The organism is Geodermatophilus africanus, from assembly GCF_900107105.1.
Classification (GTDB): Bacteria; Actinomycetota; Actinomycetes; order Mycobacteriales; family Geodermatophilaceae; genus Geodermatophilus; species Geodermatophilus africanus.
Genome location: NZ_FNOT01000003.1, coordinates 23,526 through 37,801, shown reverse-complemented (window position 1 = coordinate 37,801; position 14,276 = coordinate 23,526). Strand labels below are relative to the sequence as shown.

Below are 14,276 nucleotides of genomic sequence, written 5' to 3'. Positions count from 1 at the left end.
GGCCGGGTCGCCCGCGCTGCGCTGGTGCGGGTAGAGGGTGCGCCGGACGTCGAGCGGCCAGTCCGGCCGCCAGACGTCCGCGAACGGCGGGGCCGCGAGGGTGGTGCTGCTCAGGACGTGCTCCCTGGGGAAGAGGGCCGCGCGGGCGCCACCCGCGCTGCGGCGAGGGTAGGCCCCGGACCCTCGCCCGACCGTGCCGAGGGCGCCCGGTGCTGAGGAACCGGCCCGGTGACCGGGCCCAGGTCCAGCGGCGCGGTCGCGTCGGGCACCGGCGGCTCGCCGGTGACCTCCGGCTCAGCAGCGACCGCCGCGCCGGGGTCCGCGCTGGCCGCCGCCGCCCGCCGGTCCAGCAGCAGCAGGACTCCGGCCACGCTCACCGCGATGGCCGGCCAGTAGACGTACCGGTAGTCGTAGCCGATCACCATCGGCAGGTAGGTCACGACGTAGAGGACCGAGGACGCCGCCAGGGCCAGCACGACGCCGGCGTGCTCCGCCGACCCCCGCCTCCGCCAGCCCACCCCGAGCACGACGAGCGCCGCCAGCAGCCAGGCCCAGGGCATGAAGACGACGCCGAAGTCGCGCGCCGTGACGCCCAGGTAGGTCTCCAGCGCCCGTGACGCCGGGTTCGGGTCGAACACCAGGCCGTACGGGTTCGGGCCGATGGTGGACCAGGTGACGAACACCTCCTCCGGTGGCGTGTGGAGGAACTCGCCGAAGACGCGGAGGCGGAAGGCGGCGTAGTCCAGCGGGTGCTCGGCGATGCCGCGCAGGTAGAGGCCCTGCAGCTCCTCGGCGTGGGACAGGAAGACCGCCGGGATGGTCCCGGTCGTGTTGGCGCACCGCCACGTGTAGTTGACGTCGCGGGTCTCCGGCGGGCAGGTGGTGGCGAGTGTGACCAGGTAGTCGCGCAGCGGCGGGCTGACGTCGGCCGCCCGGAGCTCGTCGACGGTGTACAGGTGCAGGACGTCGTCGAGCATCACGCCGGCGGCCGGGTGCGTCTCCTGCACCGGGCGCACGGCGTCGATGACCGGCGTCGCTCCCAGCGCCCCGACGACGGCGGCGCCGGCGAGCGCGATCCGGTACCGCCGGGCCCGCCGCGTCCCGGGCCAGGTCAGGAGGAACAGCAGCGGGATGATCGCCGGGAGCGCGTTGTAGCGGACCGCGCCGGCGTAGGCGACCAGCAGGACGGCGACGGCCACGTCGGTCCAGCGCAGCCAGGCGCGGTCGACCCCGCGGCGGACGAACAGCAGCAGGACGACGGCGCCGAGCAGCGCGAAGGCGAGCTGGCCGTCCTTCCAGATCACCGCGGACGTGCTGGCGACGTGCGGCAGCACCCCGAGCAGCAGCGGCAGCAGGGAGAGCAGGCGGAGCCCGCTGCGCCGGTACACGTACACCGCCAGCAGCGTGAGGCCGGCCCAGAGCAGGCCCAGCTGCGCGACCAGCATGCTGCCGACGCTGCCGCCGGTCAGGGCCATTAGCAGCCACCACAGCGCCGTCATGACCGGCGGGTGCCAGTCGGCCAGCGTCGACGGGTCCAGCGCCTGCCCCAGCTGCATGACGGAGTCGAAGGACATGAAGCCCGGGTAGAGGGGCAGCGCGTTGCCGACCCAGAGCACTCCGCCGAGGACGAGCAGGGTCGGCGTCCAGTGCCGCGCCGGCCAGGACCGCGCGAGCCGGGCCCGCACCGCCCGGCGCCGGTCGGGCGCCTGTCCCGGTGCGGGATCGGTCGCCGTGGTGGTGTTCGCCATGCGTCTCCGAACCGCTCCCTGTGGTGGACGGCGCCGCGGCCACCACCTCCGGGCGCCGCTCCTCAGCGGGCCCGGGAAGCGACTGTAGGTGGGGCCGGCGGCGCCGCGGCGGGTCCTCCCCCGTGTCCGCACCACCCGCCCCACGGGGCCCGTGCGTGCACCGGCGGGCGGGTCAGCGCGGCGCCATCCGCAAGGCGCCGTCCATCCGGATGACCTCGCCGTTGAGGTAGCCGTGCTCGAGGATGTCCAGGGCGAGCTGGGCGAAGTCCGCCGGCCGGCCGAGGCGCTTGGGGAACGGGATGCCGGCGGCCAGGGCCTGCCGCGCCTCCTGCGGCAGGCTGCCCAGCAGCGGGGTGTCCACCAGGCCGGGGGCGATGGTGCAGACCCGGACGCCGACGCTCGACAGGTCCCGGGCCGCCGGCAGGGTCAGGCCGACGATGCCGCCCTTGGACGCCGCGTAGGCGACCTGCCCGATCTGCCCGTCGTAGGCGGCGATCGAGGCGGTGTTCACGACGACGCCGCGCTCGCCGTCCTCGTCCGGCTCGGTGGCGGCCATCGCGGCGGCGGCCAGCCGCAGCACGTTGAAGGTGCCGACCAGGTTGACCATGACGGTGCGGACGAACGGGTCCAGGTCGTGCGGCACGTTGCCCTTGCCCACCGTGCGCTGGGCCCAGCCGATGCCGGCGCAGTTGACCGCGACGCGCAGCGGCCGCTCGCCGCCCGCCGCCTGCTCGACCGCCGCCTGCACCGAGTCGGCGTCGGTGACGTCGGTGCGCACGAAGGTGGTCCGCCCGCCGAGCTCGGCGGCGAGCTGCTGCCCCTTCTCCTCCTGCAGGTCGAGGACTGTCACGGCCGCGCCCCGCGCGGCCAGCGCCCGGACGGTGGCCTCCCCGAGGCCGGAGGCCCCACCGGACACGACAGCGGCGACGTCGAAGCTCTTCACGTCCGGCAAGTTATCCCGGAGGCCGGCCTCCCTGCAGGGTCCCGCCGCGAGCCTGCGAGTGGCGGGGGGCAGGGAGGTCCTTCGTCAGCTGAACCGTGACCCGTGTCGCTCCTCGACCTCGGTCAGCAGCTGCTTGACCCGCTCGGCGTCGGACACCGGGCAGACCATCGTCACGTCGGCGGTGTGGACGACGACGCTGTCGCGGACGCCGACGAGGGCCACCAGGTGGTCGGGGTCGTCGCTGAAGACGATGTTGCCGGCGCTGTCGAGGGTCACCGCCAGCCCGGCGACGGCGTCCTCCCCCACCTGCTCGAGCGTCTGCGCCAGCGCCGGCCACGAGCCGACGTCGAGCCAGTCCACGTCGAGGTCGGCCACCAGCACCCGCCCCGGCTCGTTCGCCGCGGGCTCCATGACGGCGTGGTCGACGCTGATCTTGGGCAGCGTCGGGAACACCTCGGCCAGGACGGCGTCCCGCTCCGGCCCGGCCGGGACGGCGACCACCCGCGCCAGGCCCTCGGCGGTGGCGGGCAGGTGGTCGGCCAGCGCCTCGAGGACCGTCGAGGCCCGCCACACGAACATGCCCGAGTTCCAGAGGTACAGCCCCGAGGCGAGGTAGGTCTCGGCGGTGCCGAGGTCGGGTTTCTCGCGGAACGAGGCCGCCTCGGCGACGCCGGGCACCCCGGTCGGCGCGCCGCGCTGCACGTACCCGAAGCCGGTGGCCGGCGCGGTGGGGCGGATGCCCAGGGTCACCAGCGAGTGGGGCCGCGCGGCGAGGGCGTCGAAGGCTGTGGTCAGCGCCGCGGCGAACCGCTCGACCGGGCGGATGACGTGGTCGGCGCTGACCACGGCGAGCTCGGCGTCGGGGTCGACGTCGGCGACCAGGGCCGCGGCCAGGCCGACGGCGTTGGCGGTGTCCCGGGCGACCGGCTCGAGCACCAGCCGGTCCGGGCGCAGCCGCGGCAGGGCGGCGCGCACCTGCTCGCCGTAGCGGGCGGCGGTGCACACCCAGATCCGGTCGGCCGGCAGCACCGTCTCCAGCCGCGCGAAGGCCTCGGCGAGCAGGCTGTGGGCCCCGCCGTCCCTGTCGGCGACCACGTCGAGCAGCTGCTTGGGCCGCCCGCCGCGGGACAGCGGCCACAGCCGCGTGCCCGAGCCGCCGGCCATGACGACCGCGTGCCGCACCTCAGCCCCTCCCGAGGCGGCGCGCCGCCCGGCCCACGCCCTCCGCGCGGCGCTGGAAGCGGGCACCGGCTGCCACCCGGCCGCTCACGTAGGACACCAGCATCCGGCCGCCCAGCCCGGCCCGCAGCGCCAGCCGCAGCGGCGCGTGCCGGCGCAGCGGGTAGTGGCCGGAGAGGTAGCGCAGGGCGCTGGTGTGGTGCACCCGCTGCATGCGGTGCGGCTGGCGGCGGGTGGCGTGCCCGCCCTCGTGCTCCACGACCGCCGACGGGGCGTAGACGTGCAGCCAGCCGCGGCGGGAGAGCCGCTCGGCGAGGTCGACGTCCTCGAAGTACATGAAGTAGCCCGGGTCGAAGCCACCGACCGACCAGAAGGCCGCGACGTCGACCAGCAGGCACGAGCCCGACAGCCATCCGGCCGGGCGCTCCCGTGGCGCCTCGCGCTCGCGCCGGTAGCGCGCCGTCCACGGGTTGCCCGGCCAGGCCCAGCCCAGCAGCGCGTGACCGGCGCCCGTGGACAGCCGCGGCAGGTCTCGCGCGGAGGGGTACAGCTCGCCCTCCGGCGTGCGGATTGCGGGGCCGACGGTGGCCGCGCGCGGCCAGCGGGCCGCCACCGCCAGCAGCTCGTCGACCGAACCGGGGTCGAAGCGGACGTCGGGGTTGGCGACGACGGCGTACCCCTCGGTCAGCCCGGCCATCCCGGCGTTCACCGCGGCGCCGTAGCCGACGTTGCCGCCGGTGCGCAGCAGCCGCACGTGCGGGTGGCGGGCCGCGGCGCGCTCCGGGACGCCGTCGGTGGAGCCGTTGTCGGCGAGGACCACCTCCACCGGCCGCTTGGTGGCCTCGGCCAACGACTCGACGAAGCCCTCGAGGGCCGCGCCCGGGGAGTACGTCACCGCGACCACGCGGAGGGGGACGTCCGGCCGTGGTGCACTCACGCGGGGAACCCTACGAGGCCCGCCGGAGCGTCGCCGGGCGCACCCGGGAGCCCGCGACGGCGGGCCGCGTGGGGCTGCAGGGAACCGATGTGACGAGGGGGACGGGCCCGTCACACCGGTCCCCGTTTCGCCCCGGTCGGACCGTTCCGCGCCGGTACAGTCGCCAAGCGTGACTCAAGCCAGTCCTGATCTCGTCGTCGTCGGCTCCGGGTTCTTCGGCCTCACGGTCGCCGAGCGGGTCGCCACCCAGCTGGACAAGCGCGTGCTGGTCCTCGACCGCCGTAGCCACATCGGGGGCAACGCCTACTCCGAGCCCGAGCCCGAGACCGGCATCGAGGTGCACGTCTACGGCGCCCACCTGTTCCACACGTCCAACGAGCGGGTCTGGCAGTACGTCAACCAGTTCACCGAGTTCACGAACTACCAGCACAAGGTCTACTCGATCTACCAGGGGCAGACCTACTCCCTGCCGATGAACCTGGCCACGCTGTGCCAGTTCTTCGGCCGCAGCTTCTCCCCCTCCGAGGCCCGGGCGCTGGTCGCCGAGCAGGCCGGCGAGATCGACACCGCCGAGGCCGCCAACCTCGAGGAGAAGGCGATCTCGCTGATCGGCCGCCCGCTGTACGAGGCCTTCATCCGCGGCTACACGAAGAAGCAGTGGCAGACCGACCCCACCGAGCTGCCGGCCGCGGTCATCGCCCGCCTCCCGGTGCGGTACACGTTCGACAACCGGTACTTCAACGACACCTACGAGGGCCTGCCCAAGGACGGCTACACCGCCTGGCTGAAGCGGATGGCCGACCACCCGAACATCGAGGTGCGGCTGGACACCGACTACTTCGACGTCCGCGGCGAGCTCCCCCAGGACGTGCCGACGGTCTTCACCGGCCCCATCGACAAGTACTTCGACTACGAGGCCGGCGAGCTCGGCTGGCGCACGCTGGACTTCGAGACCGAGGTCCTGCCGGTCGGCGACTTCCAGGGCACCTCGGTCATGAACTACGCCGACGAGGACGTGCCCTTCACCCGGATCCACGAGTTCCGGCACTTCCACCCCGAGCGCGACTACCCGACCGACAGGACCGTCGTCGTCCGCGAGTACTCCCGTTCCGCGCAGACCGGCGACGAGCCGTACTACCCGATCAACACCCCCGAGGACCGGGCCAAGCTCGAGCGCTACCGCGAGCTGGCCGCCAAGGAGGCCGCCGAGAAGCGGGTCCTCTTCGGCGGGCGCCTCGGCACCTACAAGTACCTCGACATGCACATGGCGATCGGCTCGGCGCTGACCATGTACGAGAACCGCATCCGCCCGTTCTTCGCCGAGGGCGGCGCCCTCGACGGCCGCCTGGAGGACTGAACCCGATGACGACCACCGAGGTGTCCCCCGACGTCGTGGCCGACCTCGCCGCCGAGGACCTGGCTCCGGGCCGGGCGGTCACGCTGCTCCAGCGCGTCCTCATGCCGCGGGTCGCCGACCCGCGCAAGGTGCGCTCCCTGTACCTCGACGAGGTCCGGTCCGAGCGGGTGCACGTCACCTCCCGGTCGACCGGGCACCTCTCGGCCGGTGACGAGGTCTCCTTCGCCACCTACTTCAACGCCTTCCCGGCGGGCTACTGGCGGCGCTGGACCTCGCTGACCAGCGTCACCCTGCAGCTGCGCGTCTCGGGTACCTGCCGCATCGACGTCTACCGCACCAAGGGCAACGGCGACGTGCTGCACTCCCTGGGCACCACCGTCGAGGGCACCGGCCGGACGGTCGAGCTCGACCTGGACCTCACCCCCTTCGTCGAGGGCGGCTGGTACTGGTTCGACGTCACCGCCGACGAGGACACGATCATCGAGGACGCCGGCTGGTACGCCGACCGGGAGCCGCTGCGCCCGGGCCGGCTGGCCGTCGGCATCTGCACCTTCAACCGCCCGGTCGACTGCGTCGCCGCGCTGCACACCGTCGCCGCGGACCCGGTCCTCGACGGCGAGCTCGCCGCGGTCGTCGTCGCCGACCAGGGCAACCTCAAGGTGCGCGACGACGCCTCGTTCCCGGAGGTGGCCGCCCGCCTCGGCGACCGCCTGCACCTGGTGGAACAGGGCAACCTCGGCGGCAGCGGCGGCTTCGCCCGCGCCATGCACGAGACGCTCACCACCACCGACGCCACGCACCTGGTGTTCCTCGACGACGACGTCCAGCTCGAGGCCGACAGCCTGCACCGAGCGCTCGTCTTCGCCCGGTTCACCGACGAGCCGACCCTCGTCGGCGGGCAGATGCTCACCCTGCAGGACCGCTCGGTGCTGCACACCATGGGTGAGAGCGTCGACCGCCGGCTGATGCGGTACCGCCCGGCGCCGTACGCCGCTGTGGGCCACGACTTCGCGCACTGGTCGCTGCGCGACGCCCGGCACCTGCACCGCCGGGTGGACGTCGACTACAACGCCTGGTGGATGTGCCTGATCCCCCGCGAGGTGGCCGAGGAGATCGGGCTGCCGCTCCCGCTGTTCATCAAGTGGGACGACGCCGAGTACGGCATGCGGGCCGGCGCTGCCGGATACCGCACGGTCACCCTCCCCGGCGCGGCGATCTGGCACCTGTCCTGGACCGACAAGGACGACTCGACCGACTGGCAGGCGTACTTCCACGCGCGCAACCAGCTCGTGGTCGCCGCCCTGCACAGCCCGCTCAAGCGCGCCGAGGACATCGTCAAGGAGAACATCCGCGCCGACATCCGGCACCTGTTCCGGCTCGAGTACTCCGCGGTCGCACTGCACCTGAAGGCCTACCGCGACTTCCTCGCCGGCCCGCAGAACCTCTTCCCGCAGCTGCCCGGCGTGCTGGCCGAGGTCCGTGCGGAGCGGGCGCGGTACTCCGACGGTCAGGTCATCACCGAGCGGTCGCGCATCCCGCTGCCGCACATGGGCCAGGACGCGACCGAGGGCATGGTGCACCCGCCGGTGGCCAAGCGCGCGATCGCGCGGGCGGCGCTGCAGGCGCTGCGCAACAACATCCGGCCGGTCCAGGACGGTGGCGACCGGCCGCAGGTGGAGCTCCCGGCCCGGGACGCGCAGTGGTTCGTGCTCGCCCAGCTCGACAGCGCCTCGGTGGCCACCGCGGACGGTCGCGGCGTCACGGTCCGCCGCCGCGACCCGGCGACGTTCTGGCGCCTGGCCCGCGAGTCGGTGCGGTTGAACCTGGAGATCGCCCGGCGCTTCCCCCGCGCCAAGCAGCAGTACCGCGACTCCTACGCCGACCTGACCTCGGCGGCGAACTGGGAGAAGGTCTTCACCTCCTGAGGACCGGCCCGGCAGCGGGCGCGCAACCCCCCGGACGGCCCGGGTCCCCTCCGCGGAGGGGACCCGGGCCGTCCGTCGTCCGGGGGCCGGTGGGCGCACCACGACGACGAGACGGCGGGGCAGCTCCCTCGCAGGTGGGTGCCCCGCCGTCTCGTCGGGTCGGGCGGTGCGCCGTCAGGCGGCGCGACTGAACCGCACCGTCAGGCGACGGGGGTGAACCGTTCCCGGCGACCGGCGCGCACCAGGCGCAGCCACTCGCGGTACCCGGGCACGTCGCGGCGGGTCACCAGGAAGAACCAGGAGAAGCGGACCAGCTCGAGCGGGAAGAGCCAGCGCATCCCGGGCTGGCGCATCAGGTACCCGCGGTTGCGGTAGGTGTAGTAGCGCTTCCACGCCGCCTCGGGGTACTGCGCGGACAGCCGCCCGCCGAGGATCGGCTTGAACTCGTCCCGGCCGTTCGGGTGCAGGTAGGTGGCGTCGAGCGCCGTGCCGAAGGGCAGCCCCGCCCGCACCAGCCGGCGGTGGATCTCGGTCTCGTCGCCGCGGGCGAACAGCCGCAGGTCGGGCACGCCGGTCTGCGCCAGGGTGGACGCGGCGAACAGCGCGCCGTTGAAGAGGGAGGCGTAGCCGGGCAGGAAGTCCTGGCCGCCGAGGCGGTCGCGCTCGCCCTTCCAGCGCAGCCCGGTGCGCACCGGGAAGGCGAAGCTCTCGGGTGCGTCGATGTCGGCGACGGCGGGTGAGACCTCGGCCAGCCCGCGCTCCCGCGCCACCGACAGCAGGGTCGCCAGCACGTGCTCGTCGGCGGGCCGGCCGTCGTCGTCGGCGCACCAGACCCAGTCCGCGCCCTCGGCCAGGGCGGTGAGCATCCCCAGGGCGAAGCCCCCGGCGCCGCCGAGATTGGCCTGCGAGAGCAGGTAGGTGTGCGGCAGCCCGCTGGCCCGCACGACCTCCTCGGCCGGCTGCTCGGGCCCGTTGTCGACGACGACGACGGAGTCGACCGGGCGGGTCTGCACCGCGAGCGCCTTGAGCGCCTGGGCGAGGGACTCCGGCCGGTGCCGGGTCACGATGACCGCGACGACGCGCTCGTCGTCCGGGCGGGCGGGGGTCTGCGGTGCCGCCTCGGACACTCAGCCCCCCGAGGCCGCGTGCTCGCGGCCCTTGTACGCGTCGAGGACCTCCTCGAGCGGGCCCTGCTGCCTGATGGTGCCGTGCTCCATCCAGAGCGCCGAGGTGCACAGCTGCTTGAGCAGGTCGTTGGAGTGGGAGGCGAAGACCAGCAGGCCCGCGCGGTCCACGAGGTCCTTGAGCCGCCCCTTCGCGCGCTCGAGGAACGCCGCGTCCACCGCGCCGATGCCCTCGTCGAGCAGCAGGATCTCGGGGTCGATGCTGGTGACGACGCCCAGCGCCAGCCGCACGCGCATGCCGGTGGAGTAGGTGCGCAGCGGCATCTGCAGGAAGTTGCCGAGCTCGGTGAACTCGGCGATGTCGTCGACCCGCGCCTCCATCTGCTTGCGGCTCATCCCGAGGAACAGGCCGCGTACGAGGATGTTCTCCAGGCCGGAGATCTCCGGGTCCATGCCGACGCCGAGGTCGAAGACCGGCGCGACCCGCCCGTTGACCAGCGCCTGACCGCTCGTGGGCTCGTAGATGCCCGACAGCAGCCGCAGCAGGGTGGACTTGCCGGCGCCGTTGTGGCCGACCAGCGCCAGCCGGTCGCCCTCGGAGACGTGCAGGTCGATGTTGCGCAGCGCCTCGATGACGACGACCTTGCGCTCGTTGGCCGCCACGTTGCCGCCGACCACGCCGAGCACGGTGTGCTTCAGGGACCGGGACTTGGCGTCGAAGATCGGGAAGTCCACGCTCGCGCCGCGGACGTCGATGCTCACCATGGTGGCGTCCTCCTCAGACCCAGTACGCCACGCGGCTGCGGTAGCGGCGCATGACCAGCAGCGTCAGGGCCCAGCCCACCAGGGCGATCCCGATGACGATGAACCAGGTGTGCCACTCCTGGTCCTGGCCCAGCATCGGCCGGCGGATGAGCTCCACGAAGTGGAACAGCGGGTTGAGCTCGACCCACCGCGCCCGCTCGGCGACGGCCGGGTTGTCCCGCAGGACGTCGTACATCCAGACGATCGGCGTCAGGAAGAACAGCAACTGGACGAGGCTCTGCGTCACCGGCGGCAGGTCGCGGAACCGGGTGCTGATGATCCCGATGAGCAGCGCCACCCACATGCCGTTGACGACCAGCAGGCCGAACGCCAGGAAGGCCGACAGGTCGGTCCACCGCAACGGCTGCGGGAAGAAGACGAGCATGACGGCGTAGACGATCAGGTTGTGACCGAAGAACAGCGTCTGGCGCCACACCAGCCGGTACACGTGGATGCTGATCGGCGCCGGCAGGTGGGTGATCAACCCCGAGTTCGAGACGAACACCTCCGAGCCCTCGCTGATGCAGCCGGAGATGAACGTCCACACGATCATCCCGACGAGGACGTGCGGCAGCAGCGTCGCCAGCTCGAGGCCGAACAGCGCGGAGTACAGGATCCCGAGCGCGATGGCGGTGACCGCCATGCTGATGGTGATCCAGATCGGGCCGAGGACCGAGCGCCGGTAGCGCTGGCGGATGTCCTGCCAGCCCAGCTGCAGCCACAGCTCCCGCTGTCCCCAGCCGCGGCTCAGGTCGCGGAAGGCGGAGCGGAAGTCACGCCCCGGCGGCCGCACGTGCGGCGGGATGTCGGGCGCGGTGGGCGCGGTGGTGCTGCTCGTCGACACGCCGGGCCTACTCGGTCCCGGCGCCGAAGAGGCGCCGCCAGTTCTCGCGGCTGGTCAGCTGCGGCAGCGCGTCGCGGTACTGCTGCGCGGCCGCCGGACCCCGGCGGGCCAGCCGGTAGCAGGCCGCAGCGCTCTCGCGCAGCAGCGTGACGGCCTGGTCGCGGTCGAGGTCGCGGACCCGCACGCCTTCCTGGGACGCGTCGGTGACGATCGCGCGGCGGTACCGGGAGACGTGCCACCACTGCGCGTCGTCCGCGGTGATCGCGACCGAGCCGGCGGTGCGCCCGGTGAGCTGCCACAGCAGCCGCTTGGCGAGCACCGCACGGAACTGCGACGGGTCGGGCAGCGCGCGCTCGATCGTCTCACCCCGCAGCGGCACGCCGGGGATCGCCGCGGCGTCGTGCTTCACCGTCTCCGGGTAGGCCTTGCGCAGCTCGCGGACCTCGCCGAGGACCCGCTGGCCGCCGTCGGCCAGGATCTCCGGGCCCTGGAGGAAGTCGTCGATGCCCTTGATGACGGTGGCGGCCAGCCCGTACTGCAGCCCGGCGATGTAGGCCAGCAGCCGGCCGAACAGCGTGACCGCGATGGATCGGCTGTCGAAGTCGCTGTGCAGCGCCGAGGTGATCAGGCTGTTGCGGATGCTGAAGTACCGCGACCAGTCGTCCTGGTCCTTCCACATGAAGTCGGCGTGCCAGACGCCGGCCCCGGGGAGGGTGACGGTGGTGAACCCGTTCTCCCGCGCGCGGTAGCCGTACTCGATGTCGTCCCACTGGAAGAAGACCGGCAGCGGGTAGCCGGTCGCCGAGACGATCTCCGAGGGCAGCAGCGCGCTCCACCAGGCGTTGTAGTCGGCGTCGACCCGCAGCTCCTGGTTCTCCTCGGTGAGGTCGGTGTTCCACAGGGCGCCGGGCACGACCTTGCCGGCCTGCAGCTTCACCAGGTCGGCGAACTCCGCGCCGGTGTGCAGCCGCTTCGGGTGCAGCGCGTACAGCATCTGCGCGCCGACGATCACCGGCTCGCGCGCCGAGTTGGCGAACGCGGTCATCCGGATGATCGTGTCGGGCTCGAGCAGGATGTCGTCGTCCATGAACAGCACGTTGGCGTGGTGCTCGGCCTCGACCTCGGTGATCTCGTACATGCCGCGGGTGAACCCGCCGGCGCCGCCGAGGTTCGCCTGGTTGATGTAGCGCAGCCGGCCGGCGAGCGCGGTGGAGACCTGCTCGAAGTCCGGGTGCGCCGAGACCCGCTTGTCGCCCTGGTCGACGACGTACACGGTGTCGAGCTCGTCGAGCGCCGGCAGGTCGGCGGCCAGGGTCTGCAGCGTCTTAGCGCAGTCCGCGGGCCGGTTGTGCGTGCAGATGACGACGGCGGTCTTCCGCTGCCGCGGGGGGTGCGGGATCGTCCATCGGCCCCCGGAGACCGCCAGCGGGGCGTCGGCGCTGGTGAACTCGGCCCAGACGGCACCGCCGTCGACGAACTTGTCGAGGGCCACGGTGAGCGACACCGTGCCGGAGCCGGACAGGTCGACCCCGGTGAGCACGCGCTCCTCGCCGGTGGGGTCGCTGGCGAGGAGCTCGACCCGGCCCACGCCCGAGGTCTCGGCCTCGAAGGTCATCTCCCGGACGGCGGTCCAGCGCTGCCAGTAGGAGGCGGGCACCCGGCCGAAGTAGGTGTTGGTGGACAGCGCGGAGTGGGGAGCGAGCGTGAAGGACGTGCGCTCCAGGTCCGCGTGGCCCTCCACGGTCTTGGCGTACAGCTCGCCCGGCAGACCCGGCGCGGGAGGCAGGGTGAGGAGCCGCTGCGCCAGGCCGGCGACGTCGCGCGTCGCCTCGGTCTGGGCGACGGGCGGCTCGGCGGAGGTGGTGGTCATAGGCTTCTGCAGTCCTCGGGACGACGGCATGACGGGTCCAGGTCGCACGGCGGTCGACCGGGCGTGGACCACCCACCGGTCACGGCGGCGACACGGGTCCCTCGACCGGCTTCGATGACGGCAGCATAACCGCGTCGCGCCCTGGCGGCCCGAGGTCCGGCGGAACGGGACCCCATCCGTCACAGTGCTCCCAGGAGGGCCGGACCACCCCAGGAGGACGAGTCCGTCCCGCCCTGCTTGCTACCGTCGCGGCGATGGCAGTCGCAGACCCCCAGGTCGGGGCGCCGACCCCCGTGACGAACGGGCTGGAGGTCGTCGCCGGACTGGTCGACGCCTACGCCGCGCGCACCCCCGTGACGTCGGTCGCGGTCGTCGGCAACGCCCCGGTGCCCCCCGACCCCGAGCGGGCCGCGGCGATCGACGCCGCCGACCTGGTGGTGCGGGTGAACGGCTTCGCCCTCGACGGGCCGCAGCACCCCCGGGGGCTGGGCACCCGCGCCGACGTCGTCGTCACGCAGTGGGCCCTCGAGGCCACGCCCTGGGTGTTCGCCGACTACCGCTCCCGGCTGTACCTCTACAACGAGCCCGGGATGATGTACGCCGACGTCGAGCGGCTGCCCACGTGGTGGCCGCCGGACCTCGGCCTGGTGCCGATCCCCAACCGGGAGGTCAACCAGCCGCTGTCCCGGGCGCTCGGCTTCGACCCGGCGCAGCCGCGGTGGGCGACGACGGGCACGGTCGCGGCCTGGCTGGTGCGCACCCTCTACCCCGACGCGCGGCTGCTGCTCGCCGGGTTCTCCTTCATCTGGACCCCGGTGCAGTCCACCTGGGACCACGCCTACGGCGGGGCCTCGGTCCTGACGGGCGACCACGAGCTCATCGCGGAGGCCACCATGCTGCGCAGCTGGATCGAGGACGGCACGGCGGAGTACCTGTCGTGAGCGGCGGGCCGGTGCGTCGGCTCGCGCTCGCGCTGCGGGGCAACACGGTGTGGGCGGTGGTGCAGCGCAAGCTCGACGCGGTCGTCGCCGTCCGCACCGAGCCGGGGCTGCGGGGGGTGCGCGAGCGGGTCGAGCACGTCGACGCCGACGTGCGCGCGCAGCTGCGAGCCGAGCTCGACGGCCTCCGCAGCCACGTCGACGAGCGCTGCGACGCGCTCGCCGGCGAGGTCCGGCGGGTCGAGGACGAGCTGCGGCGCCTCTCCGACGGGCTGGCCGAGCTGCGCGAGCAGCACGGCCGGGTCTCCTTCGACGTGGACCGGCTGGGGCCGCACGTGGCCGCCCTGGAGGTCCGGATCGCCGATCGGGAGCACGCGGGGGGTCCGGTGGAGGTCGGCACCCCCGAGGACGTCCCCGAGGCGCGCCGCCTGCTCGACGAGGTGGTGCGCGAGCACGAGCGGATCCGGGTCCGGTTCAGCGGCATCGCCCGCTACGAGGAGCGGCTGCGCAAGCTGGAGGCCGCCCGCCGGCCCGGCCCGGCGAACGGCACGAACGGCACGAGCAGCGCGGACGGCGCCGGCACCGCCTGACCGACCGCGCAGACGAC

The 14,276-nt window shown here is 73.5% G+C and carries 12 protein-coding genes; 4 read left to right on the top strand and 8 right to left on the bottom strand.

Annotation, left to right across the window (positions count from 1 at the left end):
- Nucleotides 1-110 precede the first annotated feature (110 nt).
- The 4 genes from BLW63_RS05490 to BLW63_RS05475 all read right to left on the bottom strand — a co-directional run bounded on the left by BLW63_RS05490 (nt 111) and on the right by BLW63_RS05475 (nt 4,807).
- Nucleotides 111-1,748: a hypothetical protein gene (locus BLW63_RS05490; protein ID WP_091152354.1), complete on the bottom strand. Its 1,638-nt coding sequence runs from the start codon at nt 1,746-1,748 to the stop codon at nt 111-113.
- Between the two features lie 172 nt (nt 1,749-1,920).
- A complete protein-coding gene (locus BLW63_RS05485) occupies nt 1,921-2,691 on the bottom strand; it encodes an SDR family NAD(P)-dependent oxidoreductase (protein ID WP_091152352.1) in 771 nt (256 codons plus the stop codon).
- A gap of 84 nt (nt 2,692-2,775) precedes the next feature.
- Nucleotides 2,776-3,873 carry a mannose-1-phosphate guanylyltransferase gene (locus BLW63_RS05480; RefSeq protein ID WP_091152350.1) on the bottom strand — a complete coding sequence of 366 codons (1,098 nt, stop codon included), beginning with the start codon at nt 3,871-3,873 and terminating at the stop codon, nt 2,776-2,778.
- A 1-nt stretch (nt 3,874) separates the two neighbouring features.
- Nucleotides 3,875-4,807 carry a glycosyltransferase family 2 protein gene (locus BLW63_RS05475; protein WP_091152348.1) on the bottom strand — a complete coding sequence of 311 codons (933 nt, stop codon included), beginning with the start codon at nt 4,805-4,807 and terminating at the stop codon, nt 3,875-3,877.
- A 169-nt stretch (nt 4,808-4,976) separates the two neighbouring features.
- Between BLW63_RS05475 and glf the strand changes: the two genes are divergently transcribed.
- Nucleotides 4,977-6,164: a UDP-galactopyranose mutase gene (gene glf, locus BLW63_RS05470; protein ID WP_091152346.1), complete on the top strand. Its 1,188-nt coding sequence runs from the start codon at nt 4,977-4,979 to the stop codon at nt 6,162-6,164.
- A 5-nt stretch (nt 6,165-6,169) separates the two neighbouring features.
- Nucleotides 6,170-8,089, top strand: a complete 1,920-nt coding sequence (locus BLW63_RS05465; RefSeq protein WP_091152344.1) for a glycosyltransferase — start codon at nt 6,170-6,172, stop codon at nt 8,087-8,089.
- 200 nt (nt 8,090-8,289) lie between these two features.
- Here BLW63_RS05465 and glfT1 read toward each other — a convergent pair whose 3' ends face one another.
- Genes glfT1 through BLW63_RS05445 form a run of 4 tightly spaced genes read right to left on the bottom strand, consistent with a single transcriptional unit; the run spans nt 8,290 to nt 12,731 of the window.
- Nucleotides 8,290-9,216: a galactofuranosyltransferase GlfT1 gene (gene glfT1, locus BLW63_RS05460; RefSeq protein ID WP_091152342.1), complete on the bottom strand. Its 927-nt coding sequence runs from the start codon at nt 9,214-9,216 to the stop codon at nt 8,290-8,292.
- A complete protein-coding gene (gene wzt, locus BLW63_RS05455) occupies nt 9,217-9,978 on the bottom strand; it encodes a galactan export ABC transporter ATP-binding subunit Wzt/RfbE (RefSeq protein WP_091152340.1) in 762 nt (253 codons plus the stop codon).
- Nucleotides 9,979-9,991: 13 nt separating this feature from the next.
- Nucleotides 9,992-10,861, bottom strand: a complete 870-nt coding sequence (wzm, locus tag BLW63_RS05450; protein ID WP_091152338.1) for a galactan export ABC transporter permease subunit Wzm/RfbD — start codon at nt 10,859-10,861, stop codon at nt 9,992-9,994.
- Nucleotides 10,862-10,868: 7 nt separating this feature from the next.
- On the bottom strand, nt 10,869-12,731 hold the full coding sequence (locus BLW63_RS05445) for a glycosyltransferase (RefSeq protein WP_091152335.1): 1,863 nt from the start codon (nt 12,729-12,731) through the stop codon (nt 10,869-10,871).
- A 254-nt stretch (nt 12,732-12,985) separates the two neighbouring features.
- On the opposite strand from BLW63_RS05445, the gene BLW63_RS05440 reads away from it, so the two are divergent.
- Both BLW63_RS05440 and BLW63_RS05435 read left to right on the top strand, forming a co-directional pair.
- Nucleotides 12,986-13,672, top strand: a complete 687-nt coding sequence (locus tag BLW63_RS05440; RefSeq protein WP_091152334.1) for a glycosyltransferase family 29 protein — start codon at nt 12,986-12,988, stop codon at nt 13,670-13,672.
- On the top strand, nt 13,669-14,259 hold the full coding sequence (locus BLW63_RS05435; RefSeq protein WP_091152331.1) for a hypothetical protein: 591 nt from the start codon (nt 13,669-13,671) through the stop codon (nt 14,257-14,259). Before BLW63_RS05440 ends, BLW63_RS05435 begins: the two co-directional genes overlap by 4 nt.
- Nucleotides 14,260-14,276 lie beyond the last annotated feature (17 nt).